The organism is Chromobacterium phragmitis (assembly GCF_003325475.1).
GTDB classification, from domain to species: Bacteria; Pseudomonadota; Gammaproteobacteria; order Burkholderiales; family Chromobacteriaceae; genus Chromobacterium; species Chromobacterium phragmitis.
In genome coordinates this window covers 1,203,713-1,228,869 of record NZ_CP029495.1, presented here as the reverse complement: position 1 = coordinate 1,228,869, position 25,157 = coordinate 1,203,713, and the positions used below count along the sequence as shown (strand labels likewise).

2 protein-coding genes (1 of these 2 cut by a window edge) are annotated in these 25,157 nt (G+C 70.3%); both read left to right on the top strand.

The genetic code is table 11. The features are described 5' to 3' along the window. The first annotated feature begins 1 nt into the window (after nt 1). A complete protein-coding gene (locus tag DK842_RS05875) occupies nt 2–18,718 on the top strand; it encodes an SDR family NAD(P)-dependent oxidoreductase (protein ID WP_114060629.1) in 18,717 nt (6,238 codons plus the stop codon). Beyond that, a protein-coding gene (locus tag DK842_RS05870) for a beta-ketoacyl synthase N-terminal-like domain-containing protein (RefSeq protein WP_114060628.1) crosses the window boundary here: on the top strand, nt 18,702–25,157 show its 5' portion. It continues 699 nt past the right edge of the window; only the first 6,456 of its 7,155 coding nucleotides appear in the window; its start codon is at nt 18,702–18,704; its stop codon lies beyond the right edge, outside the window. Before DK842_RS05875 ends, DK842_RS05870 begins: the two co-directional genes overlap by 17 nt.

Here is a 25,157-nt window from a genome sequence, read left to right as displayed (position 1 = left end):
CATGCCTATCACCCATATTGATATCCTGCGCCTTGTTCAAGATGGCCGCCTTTCGCCGCAGCAGGGGCGGGATCTGATCGCGGCCGGCAGCGCGCCGGCCGCCGCGGAAGGGACGGCAGGCGGATGGACCGACATCGCGATCATCGGCATGTCCGGCCGCTTCCCCGGCGCCAACGACACCGACGCCTTCTGGCACAACCTGACGGCCGCGCGCGACAGCGTCGCGCCCATTCCGTCCAGCCGCTGGGACGCCGCGGGGTTCTACGATCCGGACCGTAGCGTCGTCGGCAAGAGCTACAGCAAGTGGGCCGGCCTCATCGACGACATCGCCGGCTTCGACGCCGACTTCTTCAACATCAGCCCGCGCGAGGCGCTGCTGATGGACCCGCAGCAGCGGCTGTTCCTGCAGGAGGCGTGGCGAGCGATCGAGCATGCGGGCTATGCGCCCGACAGCTGGGCGGACCGCAAGTGCGGCGCCTTCGTCGGCTGCGTGACGGGCGATTACCTGACGCTGCTGCGCGACGAAGACGTGCCGGTGGACGCCTACAGCCTGACCGGCAATACCGGCTCCATCCTCGCCGCGCGGCTGTCGTACTTCCTGAATCTGAAAGGGCCGGCGGTCGCCGTCGACACTGCCTGCTCCTCGTCGCTGGTCGCCGTGCACATGGCGTGCGAGAGCCTGGCCAGCGGCACTAGCGATGTCGCGCTGGCGGGCGGCGCGATGGTGTTCAGCACGCCTGAGCTGTTCATCCAGGCGTCGCGGCTGGGCATGCTGTCGCCTGACGGGGTGTGCAAGACTTTCGACAACGGCGCCAACGGCATCGTGCTGTCGGAGACGGTGGGCGCCGTCGTGCTCAAGCGTCTCGCCGACGCGCGGCGGGACGGGGATACGATCCATGCGGTGATCCGCGGTTCGGGCATCAACCAGGATGGCAAGACGCCCGGCATCACGGTGCCCAGCGCGTACGCGCAGGCCTCGCTGGTGGCCGATGTGCAGGCGCGCGCCGGCGTGCATCCGGAAACGATAGGCTATATCGAGGCGCACGGCACGGGCACGAGGCTGGGCGACCCGATTGAATTGGAGGCGCTGACCTCGGTCTTCCGCAAGCGGACCGACAAGAAACGGTTCTGCGCGATCGGATCGGTGAAGACCAATATCGGCCACGCGCAGATCGCGGCCGGCGTCACTTCGCTGATCAAGGCGGCGTTGTGCCTGCGCCACGGGCAACTGCCGCCGTCGTTGCATCTGGCGCAGCCGAACCAGCTGATCGATTTCGACAACAGCCCGTTCCGCATGATTCCGTCGCTGGAGGCGTGGCCGCCGGCGGAGGGGCATCCGCGCCGCGCCGGCGTGACCTCGCTGGGGTTCAGCGGCACCAATGCCCACCTGCTGCTTGAGGAGTATGTCGACGCGCGCGCCTCGGCCGCGCCGGACGCCGCCCCCGCGACTGGCGGCGAAACGTTGGCGGTTTTGTCGGCGCGCACGCCGGAGCGTCTACGGGCGCAGGCGGCACGTCTGCTGCGTTGGCTGGCCGAGACCGATTCGCCGCCCGCGCTGGCCGATATCGTCTACACATTGCAGGTCGGCCGCAGCGCGATGGCCTCGCGCGCGGCCTTCATCTGCCCCACTCTGTCCGAGCTCGAGCTGCAACTGCGGCGCTTCCTCGACAGAGCAGGGGATGGCGGCGCGATTTTCACCGGGGAGGCGCGTCCGCAGGCGGACGGCGAAACCGTCGAGCCGCTGCGGCCGGCCCGCGGCGACGATCCGGCGCGCGTTGCGCGCGCGTGGGTGGCGGGCGGGACCGTCGATTGGGCGGCTTGGCACGACGTCGCGGCGCGCAGGCGGGCGCCGCTGCCCGGCTATGCGTTCGCGGACGACCGGTATTGGCCGGTCAATGAGGAAACGACGGGCGCCGGAGACGCCGGCGGCTTGCATCCGCTGCTTTCGGTGGATCTGTCCGAAGCCGGGAAACCGCGCTTCGGCCACATTTTCGACGGCGGCGAAGTCTATCTGAAGGACCACATCGTGTCCGGCGCGCCGACTCTGCTGGGCGTGTCGCACCTGGAAATGGCCATTGCCGCCGAGGCATTGTCGCGCGACGAGGCCCGCGGCGTTTCGCCGGGCAAACTGGCGCAGATTTACGGCGTCGCCTGGATCCGGCCGCTCATCGTGACCGATAGGCCGAAGGCGATGCAGATCGAGCTCGAAACGACGTCCCGCGGCCTGGCCTACCGGGTCGGCGGGCGCGGCGACGCGAGCGGCGAATCCTATTCCCAAGGGCGCATCCGTTTCGTGCCGGCGCCGGCCAGCGCGCCGGTGTTGGATCTGGCCGGCATCAAGGCCCGGTGCGCCCATGCGTGGACGGCGGAGGACTGCTACCGCGTGTTCGACCGCAACGAGCTGCGCTACGGGCCGGGGCTGCGCACGCTCGAGTCGCTGCATTGGAGCGAGTCCGAGTCGCTGGCGAGCTTGGTTCTGCCGGAAGCGCTGCGCGGCGATCTTTCCGCCTACACGCTGCATCCGTCGCTGATGGACGGCGCTCTGCAGAGCCTGCTCGGCTTGCTGGGCGATCCGTCGGCCGACGGCAGGCTCTACATTCCGTACGCGCTCAATGAAATCACCGTCTACGCACCGTTGACGGCGCGCTGCCATGCTTATGCGCGGGTGTCCGGCAACCACGCGGCGTCGGAGTTCGCCGAGAAACGCTTCGATATCGACATCGTCGACGACGACGGGCGCGTGCTCGCGGCGATGCGCGAACTGTCGTACCGGCCGTACAGCCGTAACAAACCGTCCACGCTCCATATGTTCGCGCCCGCCTGGCGGGCGGCTGATCTGGGGCGCCAGGATGCCGCGCAAGGCCGGACCGTCGTGTTCTCGGCCCGGGGCGAGCGCGCCGCCGCGCTGGAGGCGGCGCTAGGCGGCGAGCCGCTGCGCGTCGCGTTGGCCAGTGGTTCCGTTGTGGCGTCGGCCGATGAGCGCGCGATCCGCGTCGATCCGGAGTCGGAAGCCGACTGGGAGCGGCTGGCGGCTAGCCTGGACGCGGCGAAACCGCCGCGCCTGCTGTTCTTGCCCGGTGCGTTTCCCGGCGGCGGCGCGGCATCGCTCCGTCCGCTGTACCGCTTGTTGCGGGCCTTGCGCGGCAAGGGCATCGAACGCGCGCGGCTGCTGTTGGTCGCGGACGAGGATGGCCGGACGGATGTGGCGGAAACGCTGGCGTTCGCCGGCTTTTCCCGCGTGCTTGGACGCGAGCAGCCGGGCTTCGCGGCCAGCGTGCTCGCTGCGCGCGACCCGTTGGCGGCGGAGTCGGCCCGTCGCGTCGCGCGCGAGCTGTCCTGCGCGCCGGCTCCGGGCGAGTGGTTGGTCCGTTATCGCGACGGCGCGCGTCAGGTGCGGCGCGTCGAACGCTGGGAGACGCCGGCCGCGGCCGGCGGCTTGTTCCGCGAGGGCGGCGTCTATCTGGTTACCGGCGGCGCGGGCGCGTTGGGGCTGCGCATCGCCGCCGAGATGCAACGCCGCTATGGGGCCAAGGTTGTCGCCTGCGGCCGTTCCTCGCCGGAAAAGGCTGCCCGCGCGATCGAGCAGGCCGGGTTGTCCGGTTTGCCGGGCGCCTTCCGTTATGTCCAGGCCGATGCGGCCAAGGCGGAGGATGTCGATCGGCTGTGCGCGCTGGCGCGCGCGGAGTTCGGGGCCATCAACGGCGTGATCCATGCCGCCGGCGCGATCCGCGACAGCCTGATCGCGAAGCAGGAGCTGGCGTCGCTTGACGCAGTGATCGATCCCAAGACGAGCGGCGCGCGGCTCATCGACGAGGCGACGCGGAGCGATCCGCTCGATTTCATGATTCTGTTCTCGTCCATCTCGTCGCTGGCCGGCACGGTGGGCCAGGCAGCCTACGCGTTCGCCAACGAGTACCTCGACCACTTCGCCGAGCGCCGCAACGCGCTGGTCGGGCAAGGGCGCCGCGCGGGGCGGACGCTGTCCATTAATTGGCCTTACTGGCGCGATGGCGGCATGCGCATCGGCGAGCAGGGCGAAATCCTGATGCGCAGCGCGATGGGGGCCGAGCCGCTGGCTTTCGCCCAGGGCATGGAGGTGCTGTTCGGCGCGTCGCCGGCGCATCCGTCGTCGCTATGTGTCGCGGCGGGCGATCTGGCCAAACTATCCAAAACGATAGGCGCGTCTTTTGAGCGCGCCCGGGAGGCCGCTCCGGTTTCCGAGCCGGCCCGCCGCGCGGACGCCGAGCTCGCCTCGCTGGCGGAGGAAGTCGTGCGCCGCGCGCCGGGGACCATCCGCGCCGACGCCCCGCTCGCCGATTACGGTTTCGATTCCATTACCTTTGTCGAGCTGGCCAACCGGATCAACCGCGCATACGACATCGATGTCACACCGGCGCTGTTTTTCGAACACAAGACCGTCGCTGCGCTGGCGCGTCATCTGGCGGGCGAATACGGCGTTGCCGGCCGTTTCGAACCGGCGGCTGCTGCCGTCGCGCAAGCATCGCCGTCCGCGCCCGCGCACGCCGGCGGGCAAGACCGGCTGGCGGAGACGCTGAAGGCGCTGGCCGGCGAGGTGCTGAAACGCGACGCCGGCCGCTTTGATCCGGCGACGCCGCTCGCCGACTACGGCTTCGACTCGATCACCTTCGTCGAGCTGGCGAACCGGATCAACCGCGAATACGACATCGACGTCACGCCGGCGCTGTTCTTCGAGCACAAGACTATCGCCGCGTTGGCGCGCTATCTGGCGGATGAGCACGGCGTCGCCGGCCGTTCCGAAACTGTTGCGGCTGCTGTCGCGCAACCATCGCCGCCCGCTCCCGCGCGCGCCGGCGGGCAAGACCGGCTGGCGGAGACGCTGAAGGCGCTGGCCGGCGAGGTGCTGAAACGCGACGCCGGCCGTTTCGATCCGGCGACGCCGCTCGCCGATTACGGCTTCGACTCGATAACCTTCGTCGAGCTGGCGAATCGGATCAACCGCGAATACGACATCGACGTTACGCCGGCGCTGTTCTTCGAGCACAAAACCATCGCCGCGCTGGCGGGCCATCTGGCCGGCGAGTACGGCGTTGCCGTGGAAGCCGCGCGGGCTGCAGCAGAGCCGGCGGCGAGGATGGAGCCGGTTCAGGCCGACAGCGTCGAACCGCCGGCTCTGCCGGCCCCGTCAGCCGTTCCGCGCGGAGAGGGCGCGGCGGAAGACGAGCCGATCGCGATCGTGGGGATGGCCGGCGTGCTGCCGGGCTCGCCCGACCTGGAGCGGTTCTGGGCCCATCTCGAAGCCGGGGACGATCTGATTTCCGAGGTGCCGCCGGACCGCTGGAGCTGGCAGTCGCTGTATGGCGACCCGTCCGAGGGCGGCAAGACGCGAGCGAAGTGGGGAGGCTTCATCGAGGATATCGACAAGTTCGACAGCCTCTACTTCAACATTTCGCCGCACGAGGCGAAGTTGATGGACCCGGCGCAGCGCATCGCGCTGGAAGTGGTGTACAGCGCCATCGCCGACGCCGGTTACGCCAACGCCGAACTGGCGGGCAAGAACGCCGCCGTCTATATCGGCGTCGGCGCGTTGGACTACCTGAACCTGCTGGTCGAGTCCGGGCAGAAGATCAGCGCCTATTCGTCGACGGGCTTGTCGCATTCGGTCCTGGCCAACCGCATTTCCTACCTGCTGGATCTGCGCGGGCCGAGCCAGCCGGTCGATACGGCATGCTCCAGCTCGCTGATCGCGCTGCACCGCGCGGTGGAGGCGATACGCCGGCATGGTTGCGACATGGCGATCGCCGGCGGCGTCAATGTGATGGCGAGCCCCTTCCTGACGCTGTCGTTCAGCGACGCCGGCATGCTCAGCGAGGACGGTCGCTGCAAGACTTTCAGCAAGCGGGCGAACGGCTATGTGAGGGGCGAAGGCGCCGGCGCCGTCGTGCTCAAGCGCCTGTCCCGGGCGGAGGCGGACGGCGATACGATACACGCAGTCATCCGCGCCACGGCGGAAAACCACGGCGGCCGGGCTTCGTCGTTGACCGCGCCCAACCCTGTCGCGCAGACCGCGCTGCTGGTCGACGCCTATTCCCGCGCCGGCGTGGATCCGGCCACCATCACCTATATCGAGGCGCACGGCACCGGCACGCCGCTGGGCGACCCGATCGAGGTCAACGCGCTGAAGAGCGCCTTCGCCGAACTCGCCAAGCGTTACGGCCCCTCGCGGCATGCGCATCGCTGCGGCATCGGCTCGGTGAAGACCAATATCGGCCACCTGGAGGCCGCGGCAGGCATGGCCGGGCTGTTCAAGATCGTGCTGGCGATGAAGCGCCGCGCCTTGCCGGCGAACCTGCATTTCGACGAGGTGAATGCCTATGTCCGGCTGGAAGGCAGCCCGTTCTACGTGGTGGACCGCCTGCAGCCGTGGCAGGCGCTGCAGGACGAGGACGGCCGGCCGATTCCGCGCCGCGCCGGCGTCAGCAGCCTGAGCTTTTCCGGCGCAAACGCCCACGTGGTGCTGGAGGAGTACGTCGACAGCCGCCCCCGCGCCGAAGCGGGCGGGCGGCAACTGATTCCGCTGTCGGCGCGCAACCGCGACCGCCTGATGGAATCGGCGCGCCGCCTGGCCGGACGCCTGGCGTCCGAGCCTGCGTTGTCGCTGGCCGACATCGCCTACACGCTGCAGACGGGGCGCGAACAACTGGACGATCGGCTCGCCATCGTCGCGGACTCGCGCGCAGCGTTGGCCGCGTGTCTGGATGACATTCTGGAAGGCCGACCGGCCGCTGCGGGCATTGTGCGCTTCAGCCGCGAAGAGGCGGGAGAAGATGACGCAGACCGTTCCGCCTCGGAGCGGGACGACGAGCGCGCGCTGGCCGCCGGCGATCTGGTCGCGCTGGCCGAGCGGTGGACCGAGCGACCCGGCGACAAGCTGGACTGGCAGGCCTTGCCGCGCGGCCGGCATCTCCGCCGCGTGCCGCTGCCCGCCTATCCGTTCGCGCGCGTACGCCATTGGGCGATCGAGCCGCGCGCGGCTTCCGCGCCGCAGGCGGATCTGATCGGCCTCATCGAGCGCTGGCATGCCGCCGCGGCGCCGGCCGCGCTGGCTTCCGCGCCGCGCGTGGTGCTGTGCTGCCTGTCCGAGCCCGCGTGGCAGACGCGGTTCGCTGAGCTGTCCGCCGCGCGGATGCCGGGCACCCGGCTGGTGTTCGCTTCGCGGCAGCAGGCTTCGCCCCTGCCGGGCGGCGTCAACGCAGCCAACCCGGACGATCCGCGGCAGCTGGCCGACATGTGCGCGGCGCTGGTCCGCGAGCACGGCGAGGTGGACGGCGTGCTCTATCTGTGGCCTCTGGAGGAGCCGGCGCTGGCCGGACGCCCCGATGTGTTCGCCGCGCTGCTGCAGGCCCTGTGCCGGGCGCAGCGCCATCCCTCGCGGGTGCTGGCGGCGCTGGCCTGCCGCAGCGCGATCGAGCGCTGCCGGGCCGAGGCCTGGGTCGGGTTCGAACGCTCGTCGCGCCAATCCATGCCGGACACCGATTTGTTCCCGGTGATCGTGGAAACGGATGTGCAGCACGATGAGCGGTCGATGCGCGCCTTGTTCGGCCATGTGCTGGCCGAATGGCTGGCGTCGAACGCGGGCAGCGTGCTGTACGAAGACGAAGAGCGGCTGGCGCTCGCGCGCGAACGCGTCGCGCTGCCGGCGCCGTCGGCGGGCGGGGCGCTGCCGTCGGCGCGCGCTCGCACCTGGTTGATCACGGGCGGGGGCGGCCGTCTGGGCATGCTGTTCGCCGGCTACCTGGCCCGCACGCATGGCGCGGCCGTCAGGCTGGCGCTGACCGGCCGCTCGCCGCTGAGCGCGGAGCTCGACGCGAGATTGGGCATCTTGCGCGCCGATGGCGCGCAGGTCCGTTATTTTCAGGCCGACGCGGCGAGCCGCGCCGAAATGGACGCGGCGGTCAGGGAGGCGAGGCAGGCTTTCGGCCCGATCGAGGCCTTCCTGCATGCGGCCGGCGCAGAAGAGGGCGGCACGCTGCTCGAGGCCGGCCCCGGCGAGTTCCGCGACGCGCTGGCGGCGAAAGCCCGCGGCGCGGAGATCGTCGACGCGGTCACGGCGGATGATCCCTTGGTTTTCGCCTGCTATTTCGGCTCGACGTCGGCCTTGCTCGGCGATATGGGCGCTGCCAGCTACAGCATCGCCAATCGTTTCCTGATGGCGCACGCGTCCTTGCGCAACCAGCGGACGGCGCAGTGCGAGCGGCATGGGCGCACGGTATGCATAGGCTGGCCGTTGTGGAAGGAAGGCGGCATGGGACCGGTGCGGGCGGCCGAGGGCTCGGATGAGGCGCGCGCGCTTGCGCGGTATCTGCAAAGCAGCGGGCAGACGCTGTTGAGCGCCGATGTCGGCCTGCCGTTCTTCGAGTCTGCGCTGGGCGGCGGCATCGAACAGATCGCGCTGCTGTATGGCGACGCGTCGCGGCTGGACCGGCTGGCGACGCTGGCCCCGGCCAGGGGCGAGCTGGCTCCTGCCCAGGCCCAGGCGGCGCGCGTCGAGCGGGTGGTCGCCGAGGTCGCGGCCGTGGGCGGCGGCGAGAACGGCGATTCGTCCGGCGACGAAGGACAGCTGGCGCGAGAACTATTGATGGAGTTGAAGGAGTTGGCCAGCGGCTTGTCGCAGATTCCCGTTTCGCAGTTGGCCTCCCACCAGGCGCTCAACACCTACGGTTTCGACTCCATCGGCCTGGCCCGGCTGGCCAGGAAGATGCAGGAACACCTCTGCGTGCCGGTCACGCCGGCGCTGTTCTTCAGCCATCCCACGCTGGGCAAGCTCGCTGCCCATCTGGCAGGCCGGCACAGCGGGCCGCTGCTGGAGAGACGCGCAGCGAAAGCGGGCGGGAAACCGTCTGCCGCGGCGTCTCCGGCTGCGGACGGCAGCGCAGCGAGAGCGCTGTCGGCCGTGTCCGCTGTCCAGCCCCGGGAAGCGCTTCCGGCGCAGGCAATGGCAGAGCCGATCGCCATCATCGGCGCCAGCGGACGCTTTCCGCAGGCCGACTCGATAGATGAAATGTGGCAGACCCTGCTTGATGGCCGCGACGCCGTCAGCGGCGAGCGCGCGCCGGCCGGCTACCGTTTCGGCTCGCTGCGCGCGCCGGGCGATTTCGACCCGCTGTTCTTCGGCGTTTCACCGCGGGCTGCGGAGGAGATGGACCCGCGGCAGCGGCTGCTGCTGGAAGAGTCGTGGCGGGCATTCGAGGATGCGGCGATCGGCCCGTCCCATCTCGCTTCGCAGCGCGCCGGCGTTTTCGTCGGCCTGGAGGAGGGCGAGTATTTCCGGCTTGGCGGCGGCGGTTCCATCACCGCGCACCATAGCGCGATCACGGCGTCTCACCTGGCCTATTTGCTCGATTTCAAAGGCCCGGTGGTGACGATCAACACCGCCTGCTCGTCGGGCCTGGTCGCCCTGCACCAGGCTTGCCAAAGCCTGAGGCTGGGGGAGTGCGACATTGCCCTCGTCGGCAGCGCGCACCTGATGCTGACGGCGGAAGCGTTCACGCGGCTGGATGAAGCCGGCATGCTGTCTCCGGACGGCCGCTGCCATACCTTCGACCAGCGCGCGAACGGCATGGCGCCGGGCGAGGCGGTCGCGGCCATCGTGGTCAAGAAGCTGTCGGCCGCGTTGGCCGACGGCGATCCGGTGCTGGCGGTCGTCGCCGGCAGCCGCATCAACTACGACGGCAAAACCAACGGCATCACCGCGCCGAACGGCGCCGCCCAGGCCAGGCTGTTGAAGGAGACCTACGAGGCTTGCGGGCTGTCGCCGCGGCAGATCGACTACGTCGTCACCCACGGCACCGGCACTTCGCTCGGCGACGCGGTCGAGGTCAACGCGCTGGCCGAGGTGTTCGGCAAATCCGCGGAGGGGCCGCATTGCGCGCTGACCTCCACCAAGACCAATTTCGGTCACACGCTGGCAGCGTCCGGCCTGGTCAGCGCGCTGTGCCTGTTGTCGGCGTTGCGCCGCGGCGCCATTCCGCCCAGCCTGCATTTCGAAACACCGAATAGCTTCATCGACTGGCAGGACAGCGCGCTGTTCGTCAACCGCGAAGCGCGCGCCTGGCCGGCCGACGACAAGCGGCCGCGCCACGGCGGCGTCAGCGCTTTCGGCATGAGCGGCACCAACGCCCACGTCGTGATGCGCGACCTAGCCGCCGGCGAGCGGCGCGCCGAGCAGCGCTTCCAACCCGCTCCGGCCTATCTGCTGGCGTTCTCGGCGCGTTCCATCGCCTCGCTGTGCGCCCGCGCGCGGCAGCTGGTCGGCGTGCTGGGCGGCGATGAGCCGCTCTCCCTGTCTGCGTTGGCCCATACGCTGTTCGAGGGACGGCATCATTTCGAATACCGCTGCGCGATCGTCGCATCCGACCGGTCTGAGGCGGCCGCGCTGCTGGCGCGCCTGCTGGCGGCGCGCCTGGAGCCGGCAGATGCGCGCTCCGGGGAGAGCGACGCTTTGCCGGCGGAGGCGTTCGAGGGCAGGGCCTTCATCGGACGCTACGACGGGCGCGATCTCGCGCAGCCGGCGATCGAGCAGGTGGTCGAGTCGCTGGTCCGGCAACTGGGAGACGATCTCGCCGCCGAGTCGCTGGCCGACGGCCATGAGGCCGCGCTGCGCGCGCTGGCCGATTTCTATCGCCAGGGCTATCCGATTCCATGGCGCTTGCGCTATCGGGACGCCACGCCGATGCGACTGAGGCTGCCGACGTATCCTTTCGATCGGCAGCATTACTGGGCGCGGGGCGCGGAATCTCAAGCAGGCTTGTCCGCGGAGCCGTCGTTGCATCCTTTGCTGCATGCGCGGAAGAGCGATGAGGGCGGACTGGCGTTCGAATCGTCATTCACCGGCCGCGAACGCGTGCTGGCCGACCATGTGATCCACGGCAGGCGCATTCTGCCGGGCGTGGCCTATCTGGAGATGGCGCTCGCCGCCGCCGCACGCGCGTTGCCGGCGCATCTGCGCGCCGGCATCCGTTTCGCGTCGCTGGGCAAGATAGGCTGGATGGCGCCGTTCGTCGCGGACGAGGCGGCCGCCCGCGTGCTGGAAACCCGCCTGGAGCCGATGGCTTCCGGCGAAACCGGCGCGTTCGCCTTCACCATCTCCAGCCGCTCCGGCGACTTGCAGGCCGCGACGACGCATTGCCAGGGCGTGGTGGCGGCGCGGACTGACGATTTGCCGGCCCAGACGCTGGACATCGCCGCGGTCCGGGCGCGTTGCCCGCGCGCGATTGCCGCCGAAGCATGCTACGCCGCGTTCGAGGCGGCCGGGCTGGCTTACGGCGAAGGATGCCGCGCGATAGAGTCCGTGCACGCAGGCGAGGAGGAATGCCTCGCACTGCTGCGCCTGCCGGCCGTTTTGCCGGCGGAGGAGCTCGCGCCGCAAGCCGGCCTGGGCGGCGCGCTGTCGGCGGGCGGACGCGCCCACGCGCTGCATCCGGCGCTGGTGGACGGCGCATTGCAGGCGGTAGCCGGGTGGTTCCTCCAGCAGTCCGGCGAGACCGATGGGAAGCTGCCGTCCAGCGTGCCGTTCGCGTTGGACAGCGTGGAGGTGTTCGGCCCGACCTGCGGGCGCATGTGGGCCCGTCTGACGATGTCGGGCGAGGGCGCCGCGCGCAAGCTCAACGCCGATTTGCACGATGAGGCCGGCCGGCTACGCGTCCGTCTCGGCGGATTGTCCGCTCGCGAGATCGGGCCGTCCGGTCCGGATGGCCGCGCTTCGAGCGAGCCCATCCTGCTGTCTTGCGAGTGGCGCGAGGATGCGGGCATCGATGCGGAGCCGGCCGAGTGGAGCGCCGGCTTGGCGCGCCGGGAGGCGCTGATCCTGGATGCGAACGGCGATGGCGCGGTCGCGGCCGAGTTGGCCCGCGCGATGCCGGGTGTCTCGATGCGCGTATTGCCGGTCAGCGCGAAGGGCGCGGAAGGACTGGCGCTGGCGGCGGCATTCGAGGCTGCCGCCGTCGAGGTGCTTGAGCGCGCGCGAGGCCATCTGGCCGCCGGCGCGGCGAAAGTCGGCGCGCATCTGCTGGTTGTCGCCGCCGGCTGGCCAGGCGACGCGCTGCCGCTGGCGCTGGACGGGATATTGAAGACCGCCGAGCAGGAGAACCCCGGGTTCAGGGGGCAGGCGTTCGCGGTGAAGGCGATCGATGCGGCGGCTGCGCGGGAAATCGCGCGCGCGGCGGCCGATCCCCGCCGCCGCGCGGTATGGATCGACGGCGGGCGGCGTTTGGCCGCAGCGTGGTCGGTCATTGAACCAGACGCCGGCGCGCGCCCGATCTGGCGCGACGGCGCGTGCTACCTGATAACGGGCGGCGCGGGCAGGATAGGGCGCATTCTCGCGCGCGACATCGTCGAGACCGCGCCATCCGCGCGCGTGGTGCTGGTTGGACGGAGCGCGCCGGGAGAAGAGGCGCGGGACGATCTGGCCGGTTTGGGCGCCAGGGTCGAATACCGCCGGGCGGACATCTCGCGCCTGGATGATGTCCGGGTGCTCGTCGCCGCGATCGAGGCCGCGCATGGACGGCTGGACGGCGTGGTCCATTGCGCGGGGCTGATCGAGGACAATTTCATCGTCAACAAGCGCGCCGACGAGCTGTCGCGCGTATTCGCGCCGAAGGTCGCCGGCGCCGTCAACCTGGACCAGGCGACGAGCCACCTGGCGCTTGATCTGTTTGTGCTGTGCGCGTCGGCGAGCGGGGTGACCGGCAATGTCGGCCAGGCCGACTACGCGGCGGCCAACGCCTTCCTCGACGGTTTCGCGCGCCATCGCAACGCCTTGGTCGCCTGCGGCGAGCGGCGTGGCCACACGCTGTCGGTGGATTGGTCGCTGTGGGAAAACGGCGGGATGCGTCCCGATCCGCAGACCGAGGCGCGGCTGTTCCGCGAACGTGGCGTGCGGCCTTTGAGCACGCGCGCCGCGCTGGCTGCGCTGCGCCAGGGGCTGGGCCTGAGCCTGACGCAGATTCTGGTGGCCGAGGGCGACCGCGGCGCGGCGCTTGCCCGCTTCGGCCTTGTCGCCGAGACGGCGGCGCCGGCATCGGAACCGCCCGTCGCGCAGACCGCGCCCAGCGAGCCGGCGGATTTGCTCGGCGCGACGGTCGATTACTTCAAGCAACTGCTCGCCGACATTTTCGGCCTGCCGGCGCACCGGCTGCACGAGCATGAGCCGCTCGAGCGCTATGGCATCGATTCGATCATGGTCGTCCGGCTGACGAGCAAGCTCGAGACCGTGTTCGGGCCGCTGTCTAAGACGCTGTTCTTCGAATACAGGACGCTGGGCGCGCTGTGCGGCTACTTTGTCGAGCAGCATGCCGAGCGCTTGGCGGGCGTCTTGGCTCCGGCCCAGGTCATGGAGCGGAGCGTCCCGGTTTCCTCCACGCAAGCCACCGCGCCGTCGACGCCGGCAAGTCGGGAAGCGGGCCGCATGGACACGACGGCAACCGTTCCCGCTACCGCCGAGCGGCGCGGCGCTGAAACCGACGGCGCGTTCGCGATCATCGGCATCAGTGGCCGTTACCCGCAAGCCGCCGACCTGGACGCTTTCTGGGAGAACCTGCGAACGGGACGCGACAGCATCACCGAGATTCCGTCTGCGCGTTGGAACCACGATCGCTACTTCCAGCCGGGCGCGTTCCAGCCGGGCAAGACTAATGGCAAGTGGGGCGGCTTCATCGACGGTGTCGACCATTTCGACACCGTGTTCTTCAATATCTCGCCGCGAGAGGCCGAGGTGCTCGATCCGCAGGAGAGGCTGTTCCTGCAATGCGCGTACCACACGCTCGAAGATGCCGGCTATACGCGCGCGTCCATCGCCGACGCGTCGCGCAGGGCACAGTCGCGCGGCGGCATGCCCGCGTCCGAGGGCGCGGCGGTCGGCGTGTTCGTCGGCGCGATGTACAACGAGTATCAACTCTACGGCGCGGAACAGACCGCCCTCGGCCGGCCGCTCGCGATTCCGGGCAATGTCGCGTCGATCGCGAACCGCGTGTCCTACTTCTGCGATTTCCAGGGACCGAGCATGACGCTGGACACGATGTGCTCGTCGTCGCTGAGCGCGATCCATCTCGCGTGCCGGAGCATTGCGGATGGCGAGTGCGCATTCGCGATCGCCGGCGGCGTCAACGTCACCGTGCATCCCAACAAATACCTGGTCCTCGGCCAGGGGCGGTTCCTGGCCGAAGACGGGCGTTGCCGCAGCTTCGGCGAGGGCGGCAGCGGCTATGTGCCGGGCGAGGGCGTCGGCGCGGTGCTGATCCGGCCGCTGGCGGATGCGATCGCCGACGGCGACGCGATCCACGCGGTCATCTGCGCATCGTCGGTGAATCACGGCGGCAAGACCAACGGCTATTCGGTGCCGAACCCGAACGCCCAGGCCGCGCTGATCGCCGACGCGCTGCGGCGAGCGCGCGTCCAGCCGGGCGAGATCAGCTATGTCGAGGCGCATGGCACCGGCACCGCGCTCGGCGATCCGATCGAGATCGCCGGCCTGGTGCGGGCGTTCTCCGGCCGCGATGTTCAGGCGCCGTGCGCGATCGGCTCGGTCAAGTCGAATATCGGCCATGCCGAAAGCGCGGCGGGCATCGCCGGGTTGTCGAAGATTGTGCTGCAGATGCGCCACCGCAAGCTGGCGCCGTCGTTGCACGCGGACACGCCCAATCCGAACATCGATTTCGGGCGCACGCCGTTCCGCGTGCAGCGCGAGCTGGCCGATTGGAACGCTCAGCCGGGCGCGTTGCGCGTCGCGGCGATTTCGTCATTCGGCGCCGGCGGTTCGAACGCGCACCTGATCATCCGCGAGCACCTCGACGACGCGCCGGAGCCGCGGAGCGCGGCAGATCGGCAGTGGCTGGTGCCGCTGTCGGCGAGGACCGCCGCGCAGTTGCTGGAAAAAACCGGGCAGTTGCTCGCCGGGATCGAGTCGGGCGCGCTGCGCGACTTCGCCGGCATCGCCCATACGCTGCAGGCGGGGCGCGAGGCGATGCGCGAGCGGTTGGCGTTCTCGGCCGCGTCGGTGGAAGAACTGGCGGACCGGCTGCGCGCCGCGCGCGACGGCTGGCAGGCGATTGAGGCCGGACTGGCTGAGAAGGGGCAAGGCGGCGTGCTGGTCTGGCGCGCGCCGGCCGCAGAGGCCGCGCTATATCGCGCCAAGGCAGCCGCAGGCATGCCGGCAGTGTCTGCCGATGCCGGACTTGAGGCTGCCTTGCGCGGCTGGGTCGGCGGCTCGGCCGTCGATTGGGCCGCTTACCGAGGCGGGCCGGCGCCGCGCCGAGTCAGGCTGCCGCTCTATCCCTTCGCCAGGGAGCGCTATTGGGCGCCTGCCGCGCTCGACGATGCGCAAGCCTCGAGCGACGGAACCGCGATCTTTACGCGTACATGGCAGCCGTCGCCGAGCGCCGCCGGCGAACGTCTGGCGGACGGCGTGTTGGCAGTGTTGTGCACGCCGGCCACGCTGGCTGTCGCGCGTCGCCTTTTCTCGCGCGCCGCCGAATCGGTGGAGAAGATTTACATCGTGCACGGCTCGGAGACCGGCGACGCCTCGGCGGTCGCGGCGGATTTCCTCCGCGAGGACAGCGGCCGCGCCGCTTACCGTCATCTCGCCGCTCGGCTGGCCGGATCGCCGCTGGGCGTCGTCGACGTCACTGCGCTCGACGCGGACTACGAGGCGTCAAGCGCGGCGGAACTGGGCAAGATCGCCTTGCTGCAGCTGTTTCTGGCCGATCACCGCGCGCAGGGCCCCCGCCTGCTGCAAGTCACGCGCCAGCTGATGGCTTTGAGCGGCGCGCGCTCCGAAGGGTTGTACCGAATGTTGTCGGCCGAATACCGCGCGGCGCGCGCGGGGACGATGGACAGCGACGAAAGCCCAGAGGCCGTCGAGGCGCTGGCCGGGCAGATCGAGGGGGAATTCCGCGCCGGGCCGGCCGCAGCATGCCGTTATCGCGGCGGCGAACGTTTCGCGCCGGCGATGGAGCCGGTCGGAGCGCCGCCGGTCGCGGCAGTTTACCGCCGCGACGACGTGGTGTTGATCACAGGTGGAACCGGCGGCATCGGCGCGGCGGTGGCGGAGCATGTCGCCAAGGCCGGCGTGAAGGCCATCGGCGTCATTGGCCGCGAGGCGCTGCCGCCGGCCGAAGCCTGGCCGCGGCTGCTGGCCGACGGCGGTCTGAGCCCGCGGGCCCGGGATAAGGTGGAACGGCTGCAGGCGCTCGCTGCGCGCGGCGCGCGCGTGCATTACCAGGCCTGCGCGCTGGACGGGGACGACAGCGTCGATGTGGCCGTGACAGCGGTCGAGGCCGCGCTGGGGCGGGTGACGGGCGTGTTCCATTGCGCGGGCCTGACCAGCGCCGACCCGGCCTTCATCAGCAAGCCGGCGGCGCAGATCGCGGCCGTCTGCGAGCCCAAGATGGGCGGCCTTTCGGCGCTGTACCGGCGGTTGGACGGCGAAGGGCTGCGCTTCTTCATGCTGTTTTCGTCGGTGTCCGCGCTGGCGCCGGCCCTGGCCGCCGGCCAGAGCGATTACGCGATGGCCAACGCTTATATGGACGCCTTCGCCCGGCATCGCCATGCGCTAGGAGACGCGCGCGCGCTGTCGCTGCAATGGCCGGCGTGGGGTGAAACCGGCATGGCGGTCGGCAATGCCATGCCGGCCTTCGGCAGGAGCGGGCTGAAACCGGTTTCGACTGCAGCCGGCCTGGCGCTGCTTGACCGCTGCGTGGCGCTGGCCGTGGCCGGCGCTGGCCCGGCTGTCGTCGCGCCTTGCTGCATCGATGCCGAAGGCTTCGATCCCGCAGCGCTGGTCGCCGAGCCAGAACGGCCGGTTGCCGCCGCGGTCCAGGCGGAGCGGGGCCGGGAAACGGTCGAGCCCGCGAAGGCCGCTTCGGCGCCGCCGCGCGCCGGGCTGCTAGCCGCCACGGAAACGTGGATGCGCGAGATGCTGATTTCCGAACTGAAGTTCACCGCGGAGCAGGTTGCCGACCGGGATGTGCCGTTCTCGGACTACGGCATCGAATCGGTGATGGTGCTGCAGTTGATCGGACGGATGAGTTCGCTGACCGGCGCGCAGCTCGCCCCCTCGCTGATGCTGGAATACACGACGCTGGGCGAGTTGTGCGAACACCTGGCGGCCGCCCACGAGAGCGCGCTGGCCGGCCATTTCTCCGGCGAGGCCGCGGCGGTTTCTCCGGAGGAGGACAATCCGCAGGCGCGGGCCGAGGCGGACCAAGCGCGGGAGAAACCGGCTGAAGACAAACTGTCGTCGGCGATCCGTTCGCCTCAGGGCAAGTCCGGCGACATCGCGGTCATCGGCCTGGCCGTCCGCCTGCCGGGCGCGCCGGACGTCGATGCGTTCTGGCGGCTGCAGACCAGCGGGAGTTCCGCGATTTCGACGATGCGCGACGCGCGCTGGCCAGGGGGGCAAGGCAAGGTGCACGCCGGCTGGCTGGACGATATCGACAGCTTCGATCCCGAGCATTTCGGCCTGCACGCGTCGGACGCCGCGGTGATGGATCCGCAGGCGCGACTGATGCTGGAGGAAAGCTTGAAAGCGTTGTGCGACGCCGGTTATTCGACGGCAGAGCTGTCGGGCAGACCGGTCGGCGTCTATGTCGGCGGCCGGCTGCAGGTCACCGCCGATGAGAAGGGGCTGGCGGCCGCCGCCCATCCGATTCTCGGCGTCGGCCAGAACTATCTGGCGAGCAATATCTCGCGTTGCTTCAACTTCACCGGCCCTAGCCTGGTCGTCGACACCGCGTGCTCGTCCGGCCTGACCGGCATGTCCCTCGCTTTCGACGCCTTGCGCGGCGGCGCGATCGATATGGCGCTGGTCGGCGCGACCAGCCTGCTGACGACTTCTCGGGCGCATGATCTGTTCGCCGCGCGCAATATCCTCAGCCCCGACGGCGCGTTCCGCATCTTCGACCGCGACGCCGCCGGCGACGTGCTCGGAGAGGGCGTGGTCGCGGTGGTCTGCAAGACGCTGGAGCGCGCCCAGGCTGACGGCGACCGCATCCATGCGGTGGTCAAGGCGCTGGAGATCAACAACGACGGGCGCACGCTCGGACCGGGCTCGCCCAGCATGAAAGCGCAGCGCGAGGTGATGCTGCGGGCGCTGGCCGCCGCCGGCAAGCGCCCGGAGGATGTCGGCTACATCGAGGTGAACGGCGGCGGATCGGCGGTGGTCGACGCGGTCGAGATAAAGGCGTTGTCGCACGCCTATCGGCTAGACGACGCCGGACTGGCGCCGTGCCCGATCGGCTCGGTGAAGCCGGCCGTCGGCCACTTGCTGCTGGCCTCCGGCCTCGCCGGCTTCGTCCGCTGCGCGCTCAGCGTGGAGCGCGGCCAGATCGCGCCCAGCCTGTGCGCCGAGCGGCCGTTCGAACACTACGACTTCGAGGCGTCCCGCGCCCGCTTCAACCGCGAAACGCTGGCGTGGCCGGGCGGACCGGGTAAGCCGAGGGCGGCGGCGCAGAGCTGCTTCCCTGACGGCGGCACCAACTGCCACTTGATCGTCGAGGAGTTCGTGCCGGGCGCGGATTACGCGCAGCGCCGCCACGGGCTGCCGATGCCGTCGATGCAACGCCGCCGCTTCCCGCGCGCGGCGGCGCCGGCCTCCGTTCAGGCCCCGTCCCTTCTGGACGCAGGGGGCGTCCATCATTCACCGATCCAGTCGAGCTGGGGAAAAATTCATGAAAAGAGCGTTTGATCTTACCCTCCAGGCATCCCACCCGGTCGTCGCCCAGCATCGGGTGCACGGACAGCGGGTGCTGCCCGGGCTCGCCTATATCGATCTGCTGATGGCCATCGCGCGGGATGGCTTGCATATCGACGGCTTCGCCGCCGAGTTGCGCGACCTGGTCATCTATCGTCCGCTCCTCGTCGAGGAGGGCGGCGAAGTCCGCCTGACGATAACCGTGACGGGCCCCGAAGACGGCGTCTACTCGATCGAGGTCGCGCCGGAGGGCGCGGCCGGCGACCGCTATTGCGCGGCCGAACTGCGTCCATCCCTGGCGGGGCCCGAGCCGGACCTGGACCTCGCCGCGCTGGAGGCCGCGCCGCGTCAGCGGCTGGACTTGGACGAGCTGTACGCGCAGGCTCGCGGGCGCGGACTGCTGCATGAGGGGCTGATGCGCGCGGATGGCGTGGCGCGCCGCTTCGACTGGGGATGCCTGATCGAACTGCGCGTGCCCGCCGAGCATCGCTCGCTGTTGGCCGATGCGGTCTTTCATCCGACGCTGATCGATGGCGCGGCGGTGGCCTCGTCGATACTCGAATCGGCCTTGCCGGCGACGGATGGCGAGCAGGCGCTGTATCTGCCGCTGCATTACGGCGCGTTCCGGGCCCGGGCGCCGCTGAATGGCGCATGCGTCGCGCGGGTGCGGCTCGACCGCATCGAGATCACGAATGACATCCGCAAGTTGGACATCGATTTCTACGATGAGGCCGGCAGATGGGTGGCGACGCTGGCGGAGCTGACCGGCAAGCGTGTCAGGGAAAGGTTGGACGCGCGGCGCGCGGTGCCGGCCGGGACAAGCCTGCCGCGCGCGGCCAGCGCCGCGGATGCGCAGCCCGGGGCTGCCGATGCGTCCGCGTTTGAGCGGGGGGTGCTGGAGATCTTCGCCCGGCACCTCGGCGTCGGCGAGCGGCAGCTCGACACCCGCCGCGGTTTCTTCGACATGGGCCTGAGCTCGTCGCAGATGCTGACGATCCTGAAGGACGTGGAGGGTCTGCTGACCCGGCGTCTGAATCCAACCCTGCTGTTCGAGCACAACACGATAGAAGAGCTGCTTGAACACCTGCGCGGCAGCGCGCCGGCGGCGGTTCAGGCGGTTCCGGGCGAGCGTTCCGCCATCCGTCCGGCGGATGCCGCGCGCTATCGTTTCGAGGCGGGCGAGCCGCAGCTCGCCGACCACCTGGTCGACGGCAAGCCCGCGCTGATGGGCATCACCTATCCCTGCCTGGCGCTGCATGCGCGGGGCGAAGCCGCCCCCCGGCCGTTCGGCTTGCGGGATGTCCGCTTCAGCGGCGGCCCGCTGACGCTGGGAGCAGACCAGGGCGTGGATATAGAGATTCGTTTCGACGGCGCGGACGGGATGGAAGGGTTCGAGGCGCGCCAGCGCGTCGACGGCGCGACGGAGTGGAGCCCCTGCTGCGACGGCCGGATCGTTTCCGCAGACGGGGCCGAGCCGCCCGCGCTGGATTGGCAGGCGCTGCAAGCCCGAGGTCGAGAGCTGTCCGCAGATGAGATCGCGCGCTGGTACGAGGCGGTGCCTGCCTTTGGAATCGGTCCGGCGCTCCGTTCCATCCGGCGCGCGTTCGAGCTGGATGACGGCACGCTGGTCAGCGAGGTGGATCTGACGGACAAGCGGCATGCGCTGGAACTGCCGCTGGATCCGCTGCTGCTGAACGTCTGCTACCAATTCGACGCCGAGGGGATCAATGGCCAGGATGCCTTCGTGCCCTTGCTGATCGAGAACCTGACGCTGTGGCGGCCGATGACGTCGCGAGCCGTCGTCGCGGCCAAGCCGCGGCGGGTCAATCCGGATTTCATCGCGTTGGACGCGACCCTTTACGACGATGCGCTGCGCTGCGTGGCCACGGTAAAGAACGCCTCGCTCAGGCGGCTGGCCAAACCGGCGGCGCGGGCCGGGAACCGCGCGGGCGGCCGTGGCGCGGCGGTGGCCGTGGTTGGCATGGCGGGGCGTTTCCCGCAGGCGCGGGACCTGGACGCGTTCTGGAACAATCTCCGCGAGGGCCGGGACTGCATCACCGAGATTCCGGCCGAACGCTGGGACTGGCGGGAGTATTACAGCCCGGGCCGGGAGCCCGGCACCATCTCCAGCAAATGGGGCGGCTTCATCGAAGAGGCCGACGCTTTCGATCCGTTGTTCTTCCAGATTTCGCCGCGCGAGGCCGAGGTGATGGACCCGCTCGAGCGGCTGTTCCTGCAGCATTGCTGGATGGCGATGGAGGACGCGGGCTATACGCGGGACGCGCTGCGCGCCGCCCGTTCCGACGGCTCGGCCGGCGGCCGGGTCGGCATCTACGCGGGCGTGATGGGGCAGGAGTACCCGCTGTTCGCGCTCGAGGCGTCCGAACGTATGGGCCTGGGAGGCGGAACGTCGTCGGTGGCCAGCCGGATGTCCTATGTTTGCGACTTCAACGGTCCGGCGATGGCGGTGGACACCATGTGCTCGAGCTCCCTCGTCGCCATCGGCATGGCGTGCGAGGCGCTGGCGTCCGGCGCGGTCGACGCCGCCTTCGCCGGCGGGGCCAACCTCAGCCTGCATCCCAGCAAGTACCTGATGCTGTCGCGCGGCCAATTCATTTCGTCGAAAGGCCATTGCGAGAGCTTCGGCGAGGGCGGCGACGGCTACATTCCGGGCGAGGGCGTGGGCGCGCTGATGCTCAAGCGGCTGGACGACGCCGAGCGCGACGGCGACATGATCCACGGCGTGATCCGCGCGGTGGAGGTCAACCACGGCGGCCGGGCCAGCGGCTACACCGTGCCGAATCCCGCCGCGCAGGCGCGGGCGATCCGCGGCGCCATCCAGCGGGCGGGCGTCGCGCCGGCGGATATCAGCTATGTCGAGGCGCACGGCACCGGCACCAAGCTCGGCGACCCGGTCGAGATCGCTGGCCTGACCCGCGCCTTCGCCGACGCGGGGCCGGCGCTGCCCGCCGGCGCCTGCCGGATCGGCTCGGTGAAGTCCAATATCGGCCATTGCGAAGGCGCGGCCGGCGTCGCCGGCATGCTGAAGGTGCTGCTGCAGATGCGGCATCAGGCCATCGCGCCATCGCTGCACTCGAGCGCGCTGAATCCGGCGATCGATTTCGCCGCGACGCCGTTCACGGTCAACCAAGCGCTGACGCCCTGGCCTGCCATCGGAGCGGACGGCGCGGAGCGGCTCCGCGTCGCCGGCCTCAGCAGCTTCGGCGCGGGCGGCGTGAACGCGCACGCGATCATCGAGGCGTATCCGATGCCGGCCGTTGTCCGCCGCGCGAACGCCGGCGCGGGCTGGCTGATCGTTTTGTCGGCGCGCGAGCGCTCGCGGCTGCCCATCATGGCGGCCAACTTGCTGGCGGCGATAGAGCGCCGCTTGCTGGACGACGACGCGCTGCCCAGCCTGGCCTATACCCTGCAGGTGGGACGGGAGGCGATGGAGCACAGGGCGGCGACCATCGTCCGTTCGATCGACGAGTTGAAAGACAGGCTGCGCGCGTTTCCCGCCGATGCCCGGGGTGGAGGGGACTGGCATGGCGGCGCGGCGAGCGAAAACCGCGACGCAGTCCGGCTTTACGCCGACGACGACGCGCAGGCGTTGCTGCAGGCCTGGCTCGACAAGGAAAACCTGCATGCGCTCGCTCAGGCGTGGGCCATGGGCGTCGAGCCCGACTGGCGCAGGCTGTATCGGCCGGAGGCGGGGTACGCGGCGTTGCCGCGGCGGATGTCGCTGCCCAGCTATCCGTTCAAGACGGAGCGCTATTGGATCGCCGGTTCCGGCTCCGCCACGGCCCGCGCGGCGGAAGTGAAGCCTGTCCAGACTCAGGCGCCGGCGGCCGACGAGCGCCGGGCGGAGCTGTTCGCCATGGAATGGCGGCCGTGCGCGCGGCAGGATGGGGACGCGGAGGGCGATGCGGCGCGCGGCGGTTTCATCCTGGTGCTGGCGACGGCCGCGACGCGGGCGCTGGCCGAACGCGTCGCCGCGCTGCGGCCGGGAACGCGCATCGCCGACATCGACCGTCTGGAAAACGAGGCCGAGCGGCTGTGCAAGCCGAACGGCCACGCGCTGGCGTCGGTGCTGGACCTGACCGCGCTCGATCCCGCCCATGCGCGCGGTCTGGCGGCGCGCGTCGACGGCTGGCTGCCCGGCATGCAGCGGCTTGTCGAGCAGGTGCGCCTGAACGGCGCGCGTCTGCTGGCGGTGACCCGGCACCTGGAGGCGTTCGCCCGGCCGGAGTCGGCCGAGCCCTTGCCGCACGCGGCGCTGACCGCCTGCCTGTACCGTTCGCTCGGCTTCGAATACGCGCGGCTGGAAAGCGGCCACCTTGACATCGACCTGTCCGACGACGCGGCGGAACTGCCGCGGCAGATGCTCGCTAGGCTGGAAGGGCGCGAAATCCTGCCGCGGGTCTGCATTCGCGGCGGGCAAGCCTACGCGCCGCATTTCGCGCCGCTGCAGGCAGAGGCGAATGCGCGGCCGTTCTCCTTCCCGGCGGAGCACGCGCTCTGGATCACCGGCGGCACGCGCGGGCTGGGCCTGCTGTGCGCCCGGCACATGGTGGCGCGCCATGGCGTCCGTCTGATCGCGCTGAGCGGGCGCGAGCGGCTGCCGGCCGCCGAGCGCTGGGCGGATATTCTGGCTAACCCGGGAGACGCCGCCGTCAGCGCGTCCGCGCGCGAGAAGATCGCGGCCATCGTCGAACTGCAGCGGTTCGGCGCCAAGGTGCTGGCGCTGGACGTCGATCTCTCCGACGAGCGCGCGATGGCCGGGGCCAGGGAGCGCATCGTCCGCGAGCTGGGGCCGATAGGCGGCGTCATCCATTGCGCGGGCATGGGCGACGCCAATCCAGCCTGGATCCGGAAGAATCCGTCCGGCGTGCGGGCGGTGTTCGCGCCGAAAACCGCGGGCCTGGACGGTTTATGCCGCGCGGTGAGCGGGCAACCGCTGTCGCTGTTCGTCGTTTATTCGTCGGTTTGCGCGGCGCTGCCTGGCCTCGCGGCCGGCCAGATCGACTACGCGATGGCCAACGCCTATATGGACGCGCTCGCCGAGCACGAGCCGGGGCTGGGCATCGTCAGCCTGCAATGGCCGAGCTGGATCGAAACCGGGATGGGCGCGATGGAGACCGACGTCTACCGCGCCACCGGCCTCGCCGGGCTGACCGACCGCGATGGCCTGGCCTTGCTCGACCGCGCGTTGGCGGCCAGGGGGCGGGCGGTCATGATGCCGGCGCTGGTCGATCCGGCGCGGTGGCGCGCGGAAATCGAGCCGGCCCGGCAGGCAGAGCCGCGGCCGGAGGCGGGCAAGCCGTCCGCCGCGCCCGCGACTAAGCCGGCGGCGGTCGATGCGGCCGCGCTGTCCGGGCGGGCGCAAGCCTGGCTGGGCGGGCTGTTCATGGCCGAGCTCAAGATCGCGCCGGCCGATTTCGACGCTCGCGTCGATTTTTCGAACTACGGCCTCGATTCGATCCTGATGGCGCAGATACTGCGCACGATCAACGTCGAACTGAAGGTCGATCTCGCGCCGTCGCTGATCCTGGAGCAGCCGAACCTGGCGGCGCTGTGCGCATGGTTGCTCGCGAACGAGGGCGCCGCGCTCGCCGCGTATTTCTCAAGCGGCCCGCAAGAGGCTGAGCCCGCCGCGGTTGCCGAAGCCTACCGACAGGCTGAGCCGGCGCCGCAAGCTGCCGCGCTTGCCGCCGCGCCGGCGGCTCCGGTAGCGGGCGAGCGGCCCGACGACATTGTCGTGGTCGGCATGTCGGCGCGCTTTCCGGGCGCGGCGGATCTGGACAGCTACTGGCGCTTGCTGTCCGAAGGCCGCAGCGCTTTCTCCCGCAGCCCGGGCCGGGCCGGCTTCGTCGGCTCGCTCGGCCATGGCGGCCGTTTCGACCGCGAGACCTTCCACATCCCGATTGAGGATTTCAACGCGATGGACCCGCAGGCCTTGATGGTGCTGGAGGAGTGCCTGAACCTGTGGGCGCATGCCGGCTACCGGCCGGAAGAGGTCAAGGGCGGCGCGACGGGGGTGTTCCTCGGCGGGCGCGCCAGGGCGTCGCTCGATCCGGAGGCGCTGCACGCGGCGCGCAATCCCATCGTCGTCGCCGGACAAAACTATCTTGCGGCGAACGTCTCGCACTTCTTCGATCTGAGCGGCCCCAGCCTGGTGCTGGACGCCGCCTGCTCCTCGGCGCTGGTCGGCATGCATCTGGCCTCGCAGGCCCTGCGCTCCGGAGAGATCGATTCGGCGATCGTCGGCGGCATCCACCTGCATGACGCCGAACGCACGCACGCGGTGTTCGAGCGGCGCGGTCTGCTGAGCGCGGGCGACAGCTTCCACCTGTTCGATGAGCGGGCGGACGGCATCATTCTGTCGGAAGGCGTCGGCCTGGTGCTGCTGAAGACGGCCGCGCAGGCGCGGCGC

Coding starts and splice junctions, on each gene's coding strand:
- DK842_RS05875 (WP_114060629.1), top strand. CDS start 2: ATGCCTATCACCCATATTGATATCCTGCGCCTTGTTCAAGATGGCCGC.